At 70.2% G+C, this 17,629-nt stretch carries 15 protein-coding genes; 9 read left to right on the top strand and 6 right to left on the bottom strand.

What is annotated here, in order from left to right:
* Positions 1-41 precede the first annotated feature (41 nt).
* Positions 42-839, bottom strand: coding sequence for a rhomboid-like protein (locus ACYQ8Q_RS30730; protein WP_460069411.1), 798 nt, complete (start codon positions 837-839; stop codon positions 42-44).
* A gap of 228 nt (positions 840-1,067) precedes the next feature.
* On the opposite strand from ACYQ8Q_RS30730, the gene ACYQ8Q_RS30725 reads away from it, so the two are divergent.
* The 4 genes from ACYQ8Q_RS30725 (at position 1,068) to ACYQ8Q_RS30710 (ending at position 7,842) form a co-directional block, all read left to right on the top strand.
* A complete protein-coding gene (locus ACYQ8Q_RS30725) occupies positions 1,068-1,766 on the top strand; it encodes a spermidine synthase family protein (RefSeq protein WP_460069409.1) in 699 nt (232 codons plus the stop codon).
* A 122-nt stretch (positions 1,767-1,888) separates the two neighbouring features.
* Complete coding sequence (locus ACYQ8Q_RS30720; RefSeq protein ID WP_055635373.1) at positions 1,889-2,629, top strand: response regulator transcription factor; 741 nt, start codon at positions 1,889-1,891, stop codon at positions 2,627-2,629.
* On the top strand, positions 2,626-3,738 hold the full coding sequence (locus ACYQ8Q_RS30715; RefSeq protein ID WP_460069405.1) for a sensor histidine kinase: 1,113 nt from the start codon (positions 2,626-2,628) through the stop codon (positions 3,736-3,738). The genes ACYQ8Q_RS30720 and ACYQ8Q_RS30715 overlap by 4 nt, the downstream gene beginning before the upstream one ends.
* A gap of 303 nt (positions 3,739-4,041) precedes the next feature.
* Positions 4,042-7,842: a multifunctional oxoglutarate decarboxylase/oxoglutarate dehydrogenase thiamine pyrophosphate-binding subunit/dihydrolipoyllysine-residue succinyltransferase subunit gene (locus ACYQ8Q_RS30710; RefSeq protein WP_460069403.1), complete on the top strand. Its 3,801-nt coding sequence runs from the start codon at positions 4,042-4,044 to the stop codon at positions 7,840-7,842.
* 105 nt (positions 7,843-7,947) lie between these two features.
* On the opposite strand, the gene ACYQ8Q_RS30705 is transcribed toward ACYQ8Q_RS30710, so the two are convergent.
* Positions 7,948-8,130: a DUF6104 family protein gene (locus ACYQ8Q_RS30705; protein WP_018535226.1), complete on the bottom strand. Its 183-nt coding sequence runs from the start codon at positions 8,128-8,130 to the stop codon at positions 7,948-7,950.
* Positions 8,131-8,287: 157 nt separating this feature from the next.
* Here ACYQ8Q_RS30705 and ACYQ8Q_RS30700 point away from each other — a divergent pair, with 157 nt between their 5' ends.
* Together ACYQ8Q_RS30700 and ACYQ8Q_RS30695 are read left to right on the top strand one after the other, a co-directional pair.
* Positions 8,288-9,217, top strand: coding sequence for a DUF4097 family beta strand repeat-containing protein (locus tag ACYQ8Q_RS30700; protein WP_460069400.1), 930 nt, complete (start codon positions 8,288-8,290; stop codon positions 9,215-9,217).
* 1 nt (position 9,218) lies between these two features.
* Entirely contained in the window at positions 9,219-10,226 is a 1,008-nt protein-coding gene (locus tag ACYQ8Q_RS30695; protein ID WP_460069398.1) for a PadR family transcriptional regulator, read from the top strand.
* A gap of 820 nt (positions 10,227-11,046) precedes the next feature.
* Here ACYQ8Q_RS30695 and ACYQ8Q_RS30690 read toward each other — a convergent pair.
* The 4 genes from ACYQ8Q_RS30690 to ACYQ8Q_RS30675 form a co-directional block, all read right to left on the bottom strand.
* Complete coding sequence (locus ACYQ8Q_RS30690) at positions 11,047-11,595, bottom strand: Clp protease N-terminal domain-containing protein (RefSeq protein ID WP_460069396.1); 549 nt, start codon at positions 11,593-11,595, stop codon at positions 11,047-11,049.
* The gene (locus ACYQ8Q_RS30685) at positions 11,595-11,804 is read right to left on the bottom strand and encodes a helix-turn-helix domain-containing protein (protein ID WP_016437953.1); all 210 of its coding nucleotides are present in this window, start codon (positions 11,802-11,804) and stop codon (positions 11,595-11,597) included. The genes ACYQ8Q_RS30690 and ACYQ8Q_RS30685 overlap by 1 nt, the downstream gene beginning before the upstream one ends.
* A 49-nt stretch (positions 11,805-11,853) precedes the next feature.
* A complete protein-coding gene (locus ACYQ8Q_RS30680) occupies positions 11,854-12,819 on the bottom strand; it encodes a zinc-binding dehydrogenase (RefSeq protein ID WP_460069393.1) in 966 nt (321 codons plus the stop codon).
* 197 nt (positions 12,820-13,016) lie between these two features.
* Positions 13,017-14,246: an NAD(P)-dependent malic enzyme gene (locus ACYQ8Q_RS30675; protein WP_460069390.1), complete on the bottom strand. Its 1,230-nt coding sequence runs from the start codon at positions 14,244-14,246 to the stop codon at positions 13,017-13,019.
* A gap of 630 nt (positions 14,247-14,876) precedes the next feature.
* Here ACYQ8Q_RS30675 and ACYQ8Q_RS30670 point away from each other — a divergent pair.
* Genes ACYQ8Q_RS30670 through ACYQ8Q_RS30660 form a run of 3 tightly spaced genes read left to right on the top strand, consistent with a single transcriptional unit; the run spans position 14,877 to position 17,602 of the window.
* Positions 14,877-15,842: an ABC transporter substrate-binding protein gene (locus ACYQ8Q_RS30670; RefSeq protein WP_460069388.1), complete on the top strand. Its 966-nt coding sequence runs from the start codon at positions 14,877-14,879 to the stop codon at positions 15,840-15,842.
* 39 nt (positions 15,843-15,881) lie between these two features.
* Positions 15,882-16,844 carry an amino acid ABC transporter permease gene (locus tag ACYQ8Q_RS30665; RefSeq protein WP_460069386.1) on the top strand — a complete coding sequence of 321 codons (963 nt, stop codon included), beginning with the start codon at positions 15,882-15,884 and terminating at the stop codon, positions 16,842-16,844.
* Positions 16,841-17,602, top strand: coding sequence for an amino acid ABC transporter ATP-binding protein (locus ACYQ8Q_RS30660; protein ID WP_358997826.1), 762 nt, complete (start codon positions 16,841-16,843; stop codon positions 17,600-17,602). Before ACYQ8Q_RS30665 ends, ACYQ8Q_RS30660 begins: the two co-directional genes overlap by 4 nt.
* Positions 17,603-17,629: the final 27 nt, after the last annotated feature.

The raw sequence follows: 17,629 nt of genomic DNA, 5'->3' as shown, positions 1-17,629 counted from the left end.
ACGCCCTCCTCCGCCCTGTAGCCGCACGCACCCCACCCCGCTCACCCGTGCCGATCAGCGGCCGCTGCTCTCCTGCGACTTGTTCGGCCGGCCAGGCCCTGGGCGGCGCCCTCGGCGCGCTCCCGGTTCCACCGCCGGACCCGGGGCCAGGTCCCGACGCCTATCGCCAGCGCGATCAGATGGCCCCAGTTGGTGAGGGGGTCGGTGAAGGCGACCAGGTCCTGGAGCAGCATGCCGCCGAAGGCGACCAGGAGGGGCAGGCGCAGCCAGGGGCGGAGCAGTCCGGCCAGGGCTCCCACGCTCGCGGCGACCCCGAAGCTGATGCCGTAGTCGAGGCGGTGCAGGGAGCTGCCCGGGAGATGGCCGACCAGGACGGCGAGGCCGACCGGGACCTCGGTCGCGAGGGTGGCCAGGACGTGTCCGAGCAGGAAGACGACGGCCGTCCGGGCGCCGCCGATCCGGCGTTCCAGCGCGGTGAGGACGATCAGGAAGCCGAGGGTGAAGGGCGAGAGGAGACCGCCCGCCACCCACAGCGCGCTGGCGATCAGCACCTGCGCCGGGTCGGTCAGCAGATGGGCGACGTCCGTGCTGGAGCCCTGGTGGAGGGCGTGCACGAGGGCCGGATCGGCGTGCGCGGCGACGAAGGAGGTGACGGCGAGGACGGCGGCGTAGGACAGGGTGAAGGGGACGGGGATCCGGGGCGGGCGCCGGCGCCGGAGGCGCGGGCCCTCCTCGACGGGCCGCGTGACCTGCTGTGGGACGCGCTGGCCGGGGATGCCGTCCAGGAGTCCGGTGACGTCGGGAAGGGGCGGGCCCGTGCGGGCCACCACGGGTTCCACTGTGAGGCGCTCCTTCCGTTTCACCCCACCCTTCGTGGCCGACCCGCGCCGTGTCTGTGACCGGCGCCACGTGCGGGCCGATTCACAGGAAGCTCCGAGATTCCCGGGGGCTTCACGACATCCAGCGCACAGCGGCGCGTCAACGTCACACCCGTCCCTCACCCCCCGTGCGACCGGCGCTCCCGTAAACCCGTCAACGGACCGTCAGGGAAGTGCCAGGATGGGCCGATGCCCCGTTCGTACGACATCCCCGACGGCCCCGAGGTGCTCGACCGTCGTGAGGGACCCCATGGTGAGGTCGTGTTACGCCGGCACGGCGAACTGCTCCAGATCATCGCCAACGGCTGCTTCCTGATGGACACCTCCGACGGCCGCTCGGAACGGCTGCTCGTCGACGCCGCGCTCGCCGCGCTGGACGGCCGCCCCGCGCCGAAGCTGCTGATCGGCGGCCTGGGCGTCGGGTTCTCGCTCGCCCATGCCGCCGCCGACGCCCGCTGGGGTGCGATCACCGTGGTGGAGCGGGAACGGGCCGTCGTCGACTGGCATCTCGACGGGCCGCTCGGGCGACTCTCCGCGCGAGCGCTCGCCGATCCGCGTACCGCGATCGTCGAGGCGGACCTGCTGGATCACCTCCGTGAGACGTGCGACACGTTCGACGCGATCTGCCTGGACATCGACAACGGGCCCGGCTGGACCGTCACCGACGGCAATGACAGCCTGTACTCACCGGCCGGACTCACGGACTGCGCAAGGGTGTTGACACCCGGTGGCGTCCTGGCCGTCTGGTCCGCCCAGCCCTCTCCGGAATTCGAGGGAACCTTGCGGAATGCCGGGTTCCGGCAGGTGCGTACCGAAGAGATCCCGGTTGCCCGAGGCGTGCCGGACGTCGTGCACCTCGCCGTCCGTCCCGCCGTCGGGCCTGGATAGCAATGCGTCGGTGACTCCGGGTACGTTGCATCCCTGACGCCGATCATTTACGCGTCAACCGCAGTCATGCGCAGACAAGGGACCACCCCACTGGTTCCGGAAAGCACACTCAGGGGCGGGCGATGGAGACGACACACACCTCGCACAACGGCACGACGACGGCGACCCCGGGCGCGCAGCGGCGCGTCCTGGTGGTCGAGGACGACCCGACCATCGTCGACGCCATCGCGGTCCGCCTGCGCGCCGAGGGATTCCTCGTGCAAACGGCGGGCGACGGTCCGGCGGCCGTCGACACCGCCGAGGCCTGGCAGCCCGATCTGCTGATCCTCGACATCATGCTGCCCGGCTTCGACGGTCTGGAGGTCTGCCGCCGGGTGCAGGCCGCCCGTCCGGTGCCGGTGCTCATGCTCACGGCACGCGACGACGAGACCGACATGCTGGTCGGGCTCGGCGTGGGCGCCGACGACTACATGACCAAGCCGTTCTCGATGCGGGAGCTGGCCGCCCGCGTGCATGTGCTGTTGCGCAGGGTGGAGCGGGCCGCGATCGCGGCCACCACGCCCCGCAGCGGCATCCTGCGCCTCGGCGAGCTGGAGATCGACCACGCGCAGCGCCGGGTCCGGGTGCGCTCGGAGGACGTGCACCTCACGCCCACCGAGTTCGACCTGCTGGTCTGTCTGGCGAACACCCCGCGCGCGGTGCTCTCCCGTGAGCAGCTCCTCGCCGAGGTCTGGGACTGGGCGGACGCCTCAGGCACCCGCACGGTCGACAGCCACATCAAGGCGCTGCGCCGGAAGATCGGCGCCGAGCGGATCCGCACGGTGCACGGTGTGGGCTACGCGCTGGAGACCCCGACGCCATGAGCGGCGCGGACGGACCGAGAAGCCCCGGCTCGGGACCGGGGGAGCCCTGGGGCCGGGTGCGCCCGTTCTCGGTCAAGACCAAGCTGGGCGCGCTCGTGGTCATCTCGGTGCTGATCACCACGGGTCTGTCGATGATCGCGGTGCACACCAAGACGGAGCTCCGCTTCATCACGGTCTTCTCGATGATCGCCACACTGCTGATTACGCAGTTCGTGGCGCATTCGCTCACCGCGCCGCTGGACGAGATGAACGCGGTCGCGCGCTCCATCTCGCACGGTGACTACACCCGCCGGGTCCGGGAGAACCGGCGGGACGAGCTGGGCGACCTGGCCCAGACGATCAATGTGATGGCGGACGAGCTGGAGGCGCAGGACGCCCAGCGCAAGGAGCTGGTGGCGAACGTCTCGCACGAGCTGCGCACCCCGATCGCGGGCCTGCGCGCCGTCCTGGAGAACGTGGTCGACGGCATCGCCGAGGCCGATCCGGAGACGATGCGTACGGCGCTGAAGCAGACGGAGCGGCTCGGGCGGCTGGTGGAGACGCTGCTCGACCTGTCCCGGCTCGACAACGGCGTCGTACCGCTGCGCAAGCGCCGTTTCGAGGTGTGGCCGTATCTGTCGGGCGTGCTGAAGGAGGCCAACATGGTCTCCTCGGCGCGGGCGACCATGGGTTCGGGCGGCAGCCACACGCGCACCGACGTCCATCTGCACCTGGACGTCTGCCCGCCGGAGCTGACCGTGCACGCGGACCCGGAGCGCATCCACCAGGTCGTGGCGAACCTGATCGACAACGCGGTCAAGCACAGCCCGCCGCACGGCCGGGTGACGGTGAAGGCGCGGCGCGGGACACAGCCGGACTCGCTGGAGCTGGAGATCCTGGACGAGGGTCCGGGCATACCGCGCTCGGAGTGGCACCGCGTGTTCGAGCGGTTCAACCGGGGAGCCGTCCGCCGGCCGCACGGTCCGGGCAGTGACGGCGGTACGGGGCTGGGTCTGGCGATCGCCCGGTGGGCGGTCGATCTGCACGGCGGACGGATCGGAGTGGCCGAATCCGAGCGGGGTTGCCGGATTCTTATCACTCTTCCAGGAGAGCCTTCTCTTCCAAGTTGACGTAAAGTGCGAACCGGAGCCTCAAGATCCACCGCCTGTCCGCGCTGCCGGACACGTGTGATCAGGCTCAGGGCCGGTGCAGGTCGGCGCCGGTTCGCACGGTTGCTGTGCGCGACCTGTCCCACCGCATCCTTTTCTGAGCGCAACCGCGCTTGTTTCCCGCCATTTCAACCCTCGAAACGCACTTTCCGATGTGACTTACGCGACGATGGACCGGCTCGACCTGACCTTCGTGCTCTTGGAGGCGTAGCCTTTATTCCCGCTGTCCATCACCTTGTGAAGCGGAAGAGGGCGGTTGCCGCCGTGTCGCCACAGTCCCCCAGTAACGCATCGAGCATCTCGACCGACGCAGACCAAGCGGGCAAGAACCCCGCTGCCGCGTTCGGCCCGAACGAGTGGCTCGTCGACGAGATCTATCAGCAGTACCTCCAGGACCCGAATTCGGTAGACCGTGCCTGGTGGGACTTCTTCGCCGACTACAAGCCGGGCGCGGCCTCCGCCCCGGCTCCGGCGGGTACTGCGGCCGCGGGGGCCGCAGGGACCACCTCCACACCCCCGGCGCCCGCCGCCCCGGCTCCCGCCGCCGTGCCGGCCCCGGCCGCCGCCCCGAAGCCCGCGGCCGCCGCGCCCGCGCCGGCCGCTCCGGCTCCGGCCGCGGCCCCCGCTCCGGTGAAGGCCGCTCCCGCCGCCGCGAAGCCGGCCGCCGCCGCTCCCCAGGCAGCCGCCGGGGCGCCCGAGGGCCCCGAGCTGATCACGCTGCGCGGCCCGGCCGCCGCGGTCGCGAAGAACATGAACGCCTCACTGGAGCTGCCGACGGCCACCTCGGTCCGCGCGGTCCCGGTGAAGCTGCTGTTCGACAACCGCATCGTCATCAACAACCACCTCAAGCGCGCCCGGGGCGGGAAGATCTCCTTCACGCACCTGATCGGCTTCGCGATGGTGCAGGCCATCAAGGCCATGCCGTCGATGAACTGGCACTACGCGGAGAAGGACGGGAAGCCCACCCTCGTCAAGCCGCCGCACGTCAACTTCGGCCTGGCCATCGACCTGGTGAAGGCCAACGGCGACCGCCAGCTCGTCGTCGCCGGCATCAAGAAGGCCGAGACGCTGAACTTCTTCGAGTTCTGGCAGGCCTACGAGGACATCGTCCGCCGCGCCCGCGACGGCAAGCTGACGATGGACGACTTCACCGGCGTCACGGTCTCCCTGACCAACCCCGGCGGCCTCGGCACCGTCCACTCCGTGCCGCGTCTGATGCCCGGCCAGTCGGTCATCATGGGCGTCGGCTCCATGGACTACCCGGCGGAGTTCCAGGGCACCTCCCAGGACACCCTGAACAAGCTCGGCATCTCCAAGGTCATGACGCTCACGTCGACCTACGACCACCGGGTCATCCAGGGCGCCGCCTCCGGCGAGTTCCTGCGGATCGTCGCGAACCTCCTGCTCGGCGAGAGCGGCTTCTACGACGAGATCTTCGAGGCCCTGCGCATCCCCTACGAGCCGGTCCGCTGGCTCAAGGACATCGACGCCAGCCACGACGACGACGTCACCAAGGCCGCGCGGGTCTTCGAGCTGATCCACTCCTACCGGGTCCGCGGCCATGTCATGGCCGACACCGACCCGCTGGAGTACCGCCAGCGCAAGCACCCCGACCTGGACATCACCGAGCACGGCCTCACCCTGTGGGACCTGGAGCGCGAGTTCGCCGTCGGCGGCTTCGCCGGCAAGTCCCTGATGAAGCTGCGCGACATCCTCGGCGTGCTGCGCGACTCGTACTGCCGCACCACCGGCGTCGAGTTCATGCACATCCAGGACCCGAAGCAGCGCCGCTGGATCCAGGACCGCATCGAGCGCGCCCACACCAAGCCGGAGCGCGAGGAGCAGCTGCGCATCCTGCGCCGGCTGAACGCGGCGGAGGCCTTCGAGACCTTCCTGCAGACGAAGTACGTCGGCCAGAAGCGCTTCTCCCTGGAGGGCGGCGAGTCCGTCATCCCGCTGCTGGACGCGGTCATCGACAGCGCGGCGGAGTCCCGTCTGGACGAGGTCGTCATCGGCATGGCCCACCGCGGCCGCCTCAACGTCCTCGCCAACATCGTCGGCAAGTCGTACGCGCAGATCTTCCGCGAGTTCGAGGGCAACCTCGACCCGAAGTCGATGCACGGCTCCGGCGACGTGAAGTACCACCTGGGCGCCGAGGGCACCTTCACCGGCCTGGACGGCGAGCAGATCAAGGTCTCGCTGGCCGCGAACCCGTCCCACCTGGAGACGGTCGACCCGGTCATCGAGGGCATCGCCCGCGCCAAGCAGGACATCATCAACAAGGGCGGCACGGACTTCACCGTCCTGCCGGTGGCCCTGCACGGCGACGCGGCCTTCGCGGGCCAGGGCGTGGTGGCCGAGACCCTGAACATGTCGCAGCTGCGCGGCTACCGCACCGGCGGCACGGTCCACATCGTCATCAACAACCAGGTCGGCTTCACCGCGGCCCCCGAGTCCTCGCGTTCCTCCATGTACGCGACGGACGTGGCCCGCATGATCGAGGCCCCGATCTTCCACGTGAACGGCGACGACCCGGAGGCCGTGGTCCGCGTCGCGCGGCTCGCCTTCGAGTTCCGCCAGGCGTTCAACAAGGACGTGGTGATCGACCTCATCTGCTACCGCCGCCGCGGTCACAACGAGTCGGACAACCCGGCCTTCACCCAGCCGCTGATGTACGACCTGATCGACAAGAAGCGCTCGGTGCGCAAGCTCTACACCGAGTCCCTGATCGGTCGCGGCGACATCACCCTGGAAGAGGCCGAGCAGGCGCTCCAGGACTACCAGGGCCAGCTGGAGAAGGTCTTCACGGAGGTCCGCGAGGCCACCGCGCAGCCCGTCGGCGGCGACGCCCACGAGCCGCAGGACGGCTTCCCGGTCGCGGTCCCGACCGCGGTCTCCTCGGAGGTCGTCAAGCGCATCGCCGAGTCCCAGGTCAACATCCCGGACTACTTCCACGTCCACCCGCGTCTGCTGCCGCAGCTCCAGCGCCGGGCGGCGATGGTCGAGGACGGCACGATCGACTGGGGCATGGGCGAGACGCTGGCCGTCGGCTCGTTGCTGCTGGAGGGCGTCCCGGTCCGGCTGTCCGGCCAGGACTCCCAGCGCGGCACCTTCGGCCAGCGCCACGCGGTCCTCATCGACCGCGAGACGGGTGAGGAGCACACCCCGCTCCAGTACCTCGCCGAGGACCAGGCGCGCTACAACGTCTACAACTCCCTGCTGTCCGAGTACGCGGTCATGGGCTTCGAGTACGGCTACTCGCTGGCCCGCCCCGACGCGCTCGTGATGTGGGAGGCGCAGTTCGGCGACTTCGTCAACGGCGCGCAGACGGTGGTCGACGAGTACATCTCGGCGGCCGAGCAGAAGTGGGGCCAGACGAGCGGCGTCACGCTCCTCCTCCCCCACGGCTACGAGGGACAGGGCCCGGACCACTCCTCGGCCCGTGTCGAGCGCTTCCTCCAGCTCTGCGCCCAGAACAACATGACGGTCGCCATGCCGACCCTGCCGTCGAACTACTTCCACCTCCTGCGGTGGCAGGTGCACAACCCGCACCACAAGCCGCTGGTCGTCTTCACCCCGAAGTCGATGCTGCGCCTGAAGGCGGCGGCCTCGAAGGCGGAGGAGTTCACCTCGGGCGAGTTCCGCCCGGTCATCGGCGACACCTCGGTCGACGCGAACGCGGTCAAGAAGGTCGTCTTCTGCGCCGGCAAGGTCTACTACGACCTGGAGGCCGAGCGTCAGAAGCGCGGTGTCACGGACACGGCGATCATCCGTCTCGAGCGCCTCTACCCGCTGCCGGGTGCCGAGGTCCAGGCGGAGGTCAACAAGTACCCGAACGCCGAGAAGTACCTGTGGGTCCAGGAGGAGCCGGCCAACCAGGGCGCCTGGCCGTTCATCGCCCTGAACCTGATCGACCACCTCGACCTGGCCGTCGGCGCCGACGTCCCGCACGGCGAGCGGCTGCGCCGCATCTCGCGGCCGCACGGCTCGTCCCCGGCCGTCGGCTCCGCCAAGCGCCACCAGGCGGAGCAGGAGCAGCTGGTGCGCGAGGTGTTCGACGCGTGAGCCTCTGACTGACCGGCTGATCGACGAAGAGCCCGCCCCCTGATCTCCGGGGGCGGGCTCTTCGTCGTACGTCGGTCCTCGTCGTACGTCGGTCCTCGTCGTACGTCAGTCCTCGTCGTCCTCGTCGTCCAGCCGGGCGAGCCAGGTGGCCAGGCGCTCCACCGGCACCTCGAAGTCCGGGTTCAGGTCGACGAACGTCCGCAGCTGCTCGGCGAGCCACTCGAAGGTGACCTCCTCCTCGCCCCGCCGCTTCTCCAGCTCCTCGATGCCTCGGTCGGTGAAGTACAACTCTCGCTCCTGCTCCTCCTGTGGGCCTACGTCCCCAGGGTAGGCCGCCGGTCACTCCCCCGGTGTCTTGACTTCCCGCGTCCGCGATATATCGTGAGTTGAAGAAGACGCGATATGGCGCGTTGCGCCGGGAAGCCGTGCCGAGGAGGGGTCTCCCATGTCCGAATGGTCCGTCGCCGAGCCGAGCAAGCTCACCTTCGACGAGCCTGTCAGCACCCTGCACGTTCGCATCGTCGACGGCACGGTGAACGTGGTGGGCACGGACGAGGGCCCGGCCCGGCTGGAGGTGTCCCGGATCGAGGGGCCACCCCTCGTGGTGAGTCATCGGGACGGCACCTTGACGGTGGCGTACGAGGACCTGCCCTGGAAGGGGTTCCTCAAGTGGCTCGACCGCAAGGGGTGGCGGCGCAGCGCGGTGGTCTCCCTGGCGGTCCCGGCCGGCACCCGGGTGGAGCTGGGCGTGGTGAGCGCCGGCGCGACGGTGTCCGGGATCGACGGGCGTACGGAGATCAAGGGCGTCACCGGTGACGCCACCCTGGTGGGCCTCGCGGGCACGGTCCGCGCGGACACGGTGTCGGGCAGCGTGGAGGCCCAGGCGCTCACCGGCGATCTGCGCTTCAACTCCGTCTCCGGGGACCTGACCGTGGTCGAGGCCGGCTCGTCCGTCAAGGCGGACTCGGTGAGCGGCTCGATGGTGGTCGACGTGGACCCGACGAGCAGGCCCACGGAGATCTCCCTGACCAACGTCTCGGGCGAGATCGCCATCCGGCTGCCGCATCCGGCCGACGCGGAGGTGGAGGCGAACACGGCGAGCGGCGCGGTCTCCAACGCCTTCGAGGATCTCCGGGTCAGCGGCCAGTGGGGCGCCAAGCGGATCACCGGCCGCCTCGGCGCGGGCAACGGCCGGCTGAAAGCGACGACGGTGTCCGGCTCGATCGCCCTGCTGCGGCGCCCGCCCGTGGAGGACGGGGGCTGGGACCGGTCCGCGGATGCCTCCGACCCGGGGGACAATGCCGTTTCCGGCCACGACGGCGATTCCCCCTCCGCCGGCCCGGCCGACAGCACGACCGACAAGAAGGTGCTCTGACATGCCTCCCGTCTTCGCCCATGGCCGTCTCCGCCTCTATCTGCTGAAGCTGCTGGACGAGGCCCCGCGCCACGGTTACGAGGTGATCCGCCTCCTGGAGGAGCGCTTCCAGGGGCTGTACGCGCCGTCGGCGGGCACGGTCTACCCCCGGCTGGCCAAGCTGGAGGCGGAGGGCCTGGTCACCCACACCACCGAGGGCGGCCGCAAGGTGTACGCGATCACCGACGCGGGCCGGGCCGAACTCGCCGACCGCAGCGGTGAACTGGCCGATCTGGAACTGGAGATCCGCGAGTCGGTCGCCGAGCTGGCCGCGGAGATCCGGGCCGACGTCCGGGGCGCGGCGGGTGATCTGCGGCGGGAGATGCGGGAGGCGGCCACCGAGGCCCGGCGGGACGGCCGGGCCGGCCCCGTCCCCGAGCAGGGTGAGTACGGCGACAAGGAGTCCTGGCGGGCCGCCAAGGAGGAGATGCGCCGCGTCAAGCAGGAGTGGAAGGAACAGGCCCGCCGGGCCAAGGACGAGAGCCGCAGGGCGCGCGAAGAGGCCCAGCGGGCCCGCCGTCAGGCGAAGGAGGCCCAGGATCATGCGCGGGCCCAGGCCCAGGAGGAGATGCAGCGCATCGCCCGGCGTGTCCAGGAGCAGGTCCAGGACCACTTCGCGCGTGGCGACTGGCCGACGGGGGTCCGTGAGGGCCTGACCGAACTGGCCAGGGAGTTCGGCGAGTTCGGGAAGGACTTCGGCAAGGAGTTCGGCAAGGACCTGGGCTTCGGCCGCGCCTCCGCGGGCCCGGCCCCGTCCTACTCCGCCGAGTACGAGCCGTCCTGGGCCCATGAGGACTCCAGCGGCGACCCGGCCCGCGATCTGGACCGCCTCCTGGACCGCTTCCGCGACGACATCCGCGACACGGCCCGCGACCAGGGCATCACCCCCGACCAACTCCAGGCCACCCGCCACCACTTGTCCTCGGCGGCGGCCCATATCGGAGCGATCCTCCGAACACCGAAACCCTGACCAACGAACACCCCGGCACCTGCACACCTCCGTCTTGGACGGGCCCGGGCCGGGCCGGGGCACGCCTCCGGGCTTGGACGGGCCCGGGCTGGGTTGGGCTGGGCTGGGTTGGGCTGGGTTGGGTTGGGCTGGGTTGAGTCGGGCTGGGTTGAGTCGGGCCGGACCGAACTGGGCGGGGCAGACCGGGGCGCGGCGGTGGCGAGGCCGGGCCAGTGGGGTCGGGCCGGGATCGGGCCGGGTGGGCCAGGGCGGGGTCGGGTCGGGCCGTCCCGGGTCGGGCCGTCCCGGGCCGGGGCGTCCCGGGCCGGGGCGTCCCGGGCCGGGCGGAGCCAGGACGAGGCCAGGCCGGGCAGAACCGAAGTGGCGCGTCCAGCCAGGGCGGGGTCGGGCTGGACTGGGCGGGCCAGGCTGGGTTGGGCCTGGCTGTCCGGGCCGGGGCTGGGCCCGGCCGGGCTGGGGCCGCCCAGGCTGGCCCGGAGGCCCGGAGGCCGGCCTCGGTTGGGCCTGGCTGTCCGGGCCGGGGATGGGCCCGGCCGGGCTGGGGCCGCCCAGGCTGGCCCGGAAGGCCGGAAGGCCGGAAGGCCGGAAGGCCGGAAGGCCGGAAGGCCGGAAGGCCGGAAGGCCGGAAGGCCGGAAGGCCGGAAGGCCGGAAGGCCGGAAGGCCGGAAGGCCGGAAGGCCGGAAGGCCGGAAGGCCGGAAGGCCGGAAGGCCGGAAGGCCGGAAGGCCGGAAGGCCGGAAGGCCGGAAGGCCGGAAGGCCGGAAGGCCGGAAGGCCGGAAGGCCGGAAGGCCGGAAGGGCCGTTAGGTCCCCGGGAGGGGTTAGCTTGCCTTGGGTTCTGGGTCGGCGTACAGGATCCGGGTCAGGGCCTCATGGGTCACGCCGTGGTCGGCGAGTGCCTCGGCGGTGGGGCCGGGCTGGGTGGTGAGGGCGAGGAGGATGTGCTCGTCGCCGATGCGCCGGTCGCGGTGAGCCAGTGCCATGCGCAGGGACTGTTCGAGGATCCGCTTGGCGTCCCGGCCGAAGCTCGGGCGCCCCGCCCGGCGGCCGGCGGCCATCGCACCGACCCCGTGCGCCTCCTCCACCCGGGCGACGATCTCCGTGACGTCGATCCCCAGCCCGGCCAGGGCGTCGGTCTCGGCGCGTGAGAGACCCGCGCGCCGACGCGACTCCTCCAGCGCCTCCCGTACCGAGTCCCTGCGGTCGGCGAGCCCGAGGGCGGCCAGTGCGAAGGAGGCCCGGCTGCCCCGCCGGTCCAGCAGGGCGAGCAGCAGATGCTCGGACCCGACGGTCCGCACCCCCGCCCTCTCGCCGTGCTCGACGGCACCCCGCACCACGTCACGGGCGTCCTTCGTGAACCGTTCGAACATCAGTGCCTCCCGTACTTCTTGTGCACGGCCTGCCTGCTGACTCCGAGTTCCGCGGCGATCTCCTGCCACGACCAGCCCTGATTCCGCGCACTGCGCACCTGCACCGCCTCCAGCTGCTCCAGCAGCCTGCGCAACGCGGCGACGGCGCGCAGTCCGACCCGGGGATCGCGGTCGCCGGCGCGTTCGGCGAGATCCGTTGCTTCGGTCATGATGTCAACGTAGGTTGACAGGCCCCGTCTGTCAACCGTAATTGACGGCTCAGTCGCTGGTGAGCACGATCTTGCCGAACTGGTCGCCGGACTCCAGGCGTTCGAAGCCCTCGCGGGCCCGGTCCAGCGGAAGGATCTCGTCGATGACGGGACGGACCCCAGTGACCGCGCAGAAGGACAGCAGATCCTCCAGCTCCTCCTTGGTCCCCATGGTGGAGCCGACGACCTTCAGCTCCAGGAAGAAGATCCGGGTGAGCTCGGCGTGCGAGGGCCGGTCCCCGCTGGTGGCACCGGAGATGACGAGCGTGCCCCCGGGCTTCAGGGACTTCACCGAGTGGGACCAGGTGGCCGCGCCGACGGTCTCGATGACGGCGTCCACCCGCTGCGGCAGCCGCGCACCCGGCTCCACCGCCTCGACCGCGCCGAGCTCCAGCGCCCGCTTGCGCTTGGCCTCGTCACGGCTGGTCGCGAAGACCTTCAGCCCGGCGGCCTTCCCGAGGACGATCGCGGCGGTGGCGACACCCCCGCCGGCCCCCTGGACGAGGACCGAGTCACCGGGCCGGACGCCCGCGTTGGTGAAGAGCATCCGGTACGCCGTCAGCCAGGCCGTCGGCAGACAGGCGGCCTCCGCGAAGGACAGCTCCTTGGGCTTGGGCAGGATGTTCCAGGTCGGCACGGCGACCTGCTCGGCGAAGGTGCCCTGGTAGTGCTCGGTGAGGATGGAGCGCGGCTCCCTGGGGCCGACGCCGTGCCCGGTCTGGCCGATGACGGAGTGCAGGACGACCTCGTTGCCGTCGGCGTCGACCCCGGCGGCGTCGCAGCCGAGGATCATCGGCAGCTTGTCCTCGGCGAGACCGACGCCCCGCAGGGACCAGAGGTCGTGATGGTTGAGGGAGGCGGCCCGCACGGTGACGGTACTCCAGCCGGGGCGGGCCTCGGGGGCCGGTCGCTCCCCCAACTCCAGTCCGGAAAGCGGCTGGTCGCGGTCGATTCGGGCGGCGTAGACGGCGAACATGCACCTGACGATAGGCGGCGCGCGGGGTGGGCGAAACCGGGGCCGCCTGTGAGACACACCCTCTTGCCAAAACGGGTCCGGTACGGGGGGCCGGGGGCGGAGCGCCCGGGACGCCCGCCCTTCAGCTCACCCGAACGGGCGGGTGGGTGGGCAAAGAAATGGCCCCGCCCTGACGGACGGGGCCATTCAGGTGCACGTCAGCGACGGGCAACGCCCTCGGCACGAGCAGCCGCGGCAACCGCCGCGGTCACCGCGGGAGCGACCCGCTCGTCGAACGGCGAGGGAATGACGTAGTCGGCGGCGAGATCGTCACCCACGACACCGGCCAGCGCCTCGGCGGCCGCGATCTTCATGCCCTCGGTGATCCGAGAAGCCCGCACCTGGAGCGCCCCCGCGAAGATCCCGGGGAACGCCAGCACGTTGTTGATCTGGTTCGGGAAGTCCGACCGCCCGGTCGCGACGACCGCCGCGTACTTGTGGGCGATCTCCGGGTGCACCTCGGGGTTCGGGTTGGCCATGGCGAAGACGAACGCGCCCTTCGCCATGGAGGCCACCGCCTCCTCCGGGACCGTACCGCCGGAGACGCCGATGAACACGTCCGCGCCCGCCAGCGCGTCCTGAAGCGTGCCGCTCAGCCCGGCCTTGTTGGTGAACCCGGCGACCTCGCGCTTGACGTCCGTGAGGTCCTCGCGGTCCGTCGAGACGATGCCCTTGCGGTCGGTCAGCGCCACATCCCCGATACCGGCCTCGACCAGCATCTTCGCGATGGCGACCCCGGCCGCGCCGGCGCCCGAGATCACGGCCCGCAGCTCGCCGATGGTCCGCCCGCTCAGCCGCGCCGCGTTGCGCAGCGCCGCCAGCGTCACGACCGCCGTACCGTGCTGGTCGTCGTGGAAGACCGGGATGTCGAGCGCCTCCTGGAGCCGGCGCTCGATCTCGAAGCACCGGGGCGCCGAGATGTCCTCCAGGTTCACACCGCCGAACGAGGGGGCGAGGCGCACCACCGTCTCGACGATCTCGTCCACGCCGGTGCAGGCCAGCGCGATCGGAACCGCGTCGACCCCGCCGAACTGCTTGAACAGGATGGCCTTGCCCTCCATGACCGGGAGGGAGGCCTCCGGCCCGATGTCCCCGAGCCCGAGGACGGCCGTGCCGTCGGTCACGACGGCGACGACGGAGGACTTCCACGTGTAGTCGTTCACCAGGTCCGGCTGTTCCGCGATCGCGGTGCACACGCGTGCGACGCCGGGCGTGTAGGCGAGGGACAGGTCGTCCTTGTCGCGGACCGGGACGGTGGCCTGCACGGCCATCTTTCCGCCACGGTGCAGCGCGAACGCCGGATCGAACGAGTCGAGGGGTTCCGCACCGCCCTCCTGGCCCGTATGGTCCGCGCTCTCGCTGCGAGGATTGACGATCTCCGCTGCCACTTCGATGTACCCCTTAGCTGTTCTTGGTTTGAGGGTGGCCACTCCGGGTGAGGAGTGGGCGGGCATCGCACAGGTCCCTGAAGAGGTGTTGCGACGGGCGCCTGCGCGTCGGGCGCGCCGCACACGCGCCCTGAGCCCCGGATGAGGGGTGTAAAGAACCTTCATACCGGACGGAGACCACAGCCGACGAGTCCAATCCGTGCAAGGTCACATTCCTCGGGCTGTGGACCCTCGACAGAGGTGATCACGAGTGACATGACTCATGCTCGAAGACCGGCCAACGCATGGTGGAGCCTTGACACGGACTCAACTGAACGGACGCGTCGCACGGTCGGCGATCACATCATCAGGTGAACCGAAGATCCTCCGGCCGCAGGGACGGATTCCCGCAGATGGTCCGGCGTCGCCCGGCCGTGATGGACCGGACTGTGCGGCTCGGGGGTCGCCCGTTATCCGATTTTGACATGGCTGGCCCCCTGATTGGCGTAGTCCGAATGGCAAGATGCCGTAATCACACGAGGTCGCGACACCCGAAGCTGTGTGTTCTCGTCGACCCATCGGCACTTGTCGACACCGGTCGACGCGTGTCGACCCATCGGCATCTCCATCCATCCGCCGGAGGAACCCAAAATGACCGCAAGCACCACCCGACGCTCGACCGCCGCGCGCACCCGCCTGGCAGCGGTCGGATCCCTCGCGGTCGCGGGCGCCTTGCTGCTCTCCGCCTGCGGCGACCAGACCAACGACAGCGGCAGCAGCTCCTCCGAGTCCTCGAGCGGCGCCTCCACGGCCCCCCTGTTCTCGAAGCTGCCCGCCGACATCCAGAAGAGCGGCGTCATCCAGGTCGGCACGAACGCCGAGTACGCCCCCATGGAGTCCGTCGACGGCGGCAAGATCGTCGGTGTCGACCCGGACATCGCCGCCGCGCTCGGCAAGCAGCTCGGTGTCGAGTTCAAGTTCACCAACGGTGGTTTCGACACCCTGATCACCGCCGTCAACTCCGGCCGCTACAACATCGCGATGTCGTCCATCACGGACAACAAGCAGCGCCAGGAGGGCCTGGACGACAGCGGCAAGAAGCTCGGCGAGGGCGTGGACTTCGTCGACTACTTCACCGCCGGTACGGCCATCTACGTGCAGAAGGGCAACCCCAAGGGCATCCAGTCCCTGGACGACCTCTGCGGCCAGACCGTCGCCGTGCAGCGGGGCACCACCTACGAGGAGGCCCTCCAGGCGCAGTCCAAGACCTGCACGGGCGCCGGCAAGAAGGCCCTGAAGATCGAGTCCTTCGAGAACGACACCGAGGCCCAGACCCGCGTGAAGTCCGGCGGTGCCGTGGCCGGCGTCAACGACTACCCGGTCGCCGTGGACATGGCCCGCAAGGCCGGTGGCGGCAACACCTTCGAGGTCCTGGACAAGCAGTACGAGGCCGCCCCGTTCGGCATCGTCGTCGCCAAGAAGGACACCCAGCTGCGCGACGCCCTGAAGGAGGCCGTCGACGCGATCATCAAGGACGGCTCGTACCAGAAGGTCCTGGAGAAGTGGGGCGCCGAGAGCGGCGCGATCAGCCAGTCCGCGATCAACGGCGGCAAGTGATCCACCCGCACCGCTCGAAGCCTTCGAAGGGCAGTCCCCATGTCTGACAAGCTCGACAAGACCCCCGCGGGCGCACCGCCGGAGGACACCCCTCCGGTCGCCAAGGACTCGGCGTACGCCGGACCTCCGGAGGCCATCAAGGCCATCCCGGTGCGCCACTGGGGCCGCTGGGTCAGCGGCGTCGTGGTCGTCGCGCTGCTCGCGCTGCTGGTCAACGCGTTCGCCAACGGTGACATCCAGTGGTCGACGGTCGGCGACAAGGTCTTCGACTCGACGGTCGTCGCCGGTGCCGGGCGCACCCTGCTGATCAGCATCCTGGCGATGGTGCTCGGTGTGGTGCTCGGCATCCTGCTGGCCGTGATGCGGCTGTCGAAGAACCCGGTGACCAGCACCGTCGCCTGGCTGTACATCTGGTTCTTCCGTGGCACCCCGGTCTACGTCCAGCTGCTGATGTGGTTCAACCTGGCGCTGATCTTCCCGATGCTGAACCTCGGGCCGATCTACAAGGACGAGATGACGGACGTCATGACGCCGTTCATGTGCGCCCTGCTCGGCCTGGGACTGAACGAGGCCGCGTACATGGCCGAAATCTGCCGTGCCGGTCTGCTGGCGGTGGACGAGGGCCAGACCGAGGCGGCGCACGCGCTCGGCATGAGCCACGGCAAGACGCTGCGCCGGATCGTGATCCCGCAGGCGATGCGGGTGATCGTGCCGCCGACCGGCAACGAGTTCATCAACATGCTGAAGACCTCGTCGCTGGTGTACGTGGTGACGTACAACGAACTGCTCCGCTCGACGTCGGTGATCGGCTCCTCGTCGTTCGCCGTGATGGAGCTGCTGTTCGTCGCGTCGATCTGGTACCTGGTCATGACCAGCGTCTTCAGCGTCTTCCAGTACTACCTGGAGCGTTACTACGCACGCGGTTCCAGCCGCAGCCTCCCGCCCACGGTCTTCCAGAAGATCAAGGGCCACCTGTTCGGATCCTCGAGGAGCACGGCATGACCGCGATGGTGAAGGCCGAGGGCGTCCACAAGTCCTTCGGCGCGGTCGAGGTCCTCAAGGGCATCGACCTCCAGGTCAACACCGGCGAGGTGTTCTGCCTCATCGGCCCGTCCGGCTCCGGCAAGAGCACCTTCCTCCGGTGCATCAACCACCTGGAGAAGATCAACGCCGGGCGGCTGTACGTCGACGGGAACCTGGTGGGCTACCGCCAGAAGGCCGACAAGCTGTACGAGCTCAAGGACAGCGAGGTCGCGCTCCAGCGCCGGGACATCGGCATGGTGTTCCAGCGGTTCAACCTGTTCCCGCACATGACCGCGCTGGACAACGTGGTCGAGGCCCCGGTCCAGGTCAAGGGCACCAGCAAGGCCCAGGCCAGGGAGCGGGCGCGGGAGCTGCTGGACCGGGTCGGCCTGGCCGACAAGGCGGGGAGCTACCCCTCGCAGCTCTCCGGCGGTCAGCAGCAGCGCGTGGCCATCGCCCGGGCCCTGGCCATGGACCCGAAGCTGATGCTGTTCGACGAGCCGACCTCGGCGCTGGACCCGGAGCTGGTCGGTGACGTCCTGGACGTCATGCGCGACCTGGCCGAGTCCGGGATGACGATGGTCGTCGTCACGCACGAGATGGGCTTCGCCCGTGAGGTCGGCGACAGCCTGGTCTTCATGGACGGCGGCGTGGTCGTCGAGTCCGGTGACCCGCGCGAGGTCCTGACCAACCCGCAGCACGAGCGGACGCAGGCGTTCCTGTCCAAGGTGCTCTAGCGGTACGACAGCCAGCGGTACGACACG

The organism is Streptomyces sp. YKOK-I1 (assembly GCF_054660435.1).
The sequence above is the reverse complement of the archived record's forward strand: the minus strand, read 5'-3'. Positions and strand labels throughout refer to the sequence as shown.

Excerpts from the sequence above, each read along its gene's own strand:
- ACYQ8Q_RS30725 (WP_460069409.1), top strand. The coding sequence starts at position 1,068 with ATGCCCCGTTCGTACGACATCCCCGACGGCCCCGAGGTGCTCGACCGT.
- ACYQ8Q_RS30720 (WP_055635373.1), top strand. The coding sequence starts at position 1,889 with ATGGAGACGACACACACCTCGCACAACGGCACGACGACGGCGACCCCG.
- ACYQ8Q_RS30715 (WP_460069405.1), top strand. The coding sequence starts at position 2,626 with ATGAGCGGCGCGGACGGACCGAGAAGCCCCGGCTCGGGACCGGGGGAG.
- ACYQ8Q_RS30700 (WP_460069400.1), top strand. The coding sequence starts at position 8,288 with ATGTCCGAATGGTCCGTCGCCGAGCCGAGCAAGCTCACCTTCGACGAG.
- ACYQ8Q_RS30695 (WP_460069398.1), top strand. The coding sequence starts at position 9,219 with ATGCCTCCCGTCTTCGCCCATGGCCGTCTCCGCCTCTATCTGCTGAAG.
- ACYQ8Q_RS30690 (WP_460069396.1), bottom strand. The coding sequence starts at position 11,595 with ATGTTCGAACGGTTCACGAAGGACGCCCGTGACGTGGTGCGGGGTGCC.
- ACYQ8Q_RS30685 (WP_016437953.1), bottom strand. The coding sequence starts at position 11,804 with ATGACCGAAGCAACGGATCTCGCCGAACGCGCCGGCGACCGCGATCCC.
- ACYQ8Q_RS30680 (WP_460069393.1), bottom strand. The coding sequence starts at position 12,819 with ATGTTCGCCGTCTACGCCGCCCGAATCGACCGCGACCAGCCGCTTTCC.
- ACYQ8Q_RS30670 (WP_460069388.1), top strand. The coding sequence starts at position 14,877 with ATGACCGCAAGCACCACCCGACGCTCGACCGCCGCGCGCACCCGCCTG.
- ACYQ8Q_RS30665 (WP_460069386.1), top strand. The coding sequence starts at position 15,882 with ATGTCTGACAAGCTCGACAAGACCCCCGCGGGCGCACCGCCGGAGGAC.
- ACYQ8Q_RS30660 (WP_358997826.1), top strand. The coding sequence starts at position 16,841 with ATGACCGCGATGGTGAAGGCCGAGGGCGTCCACAAGTCCTTCGGCGCG.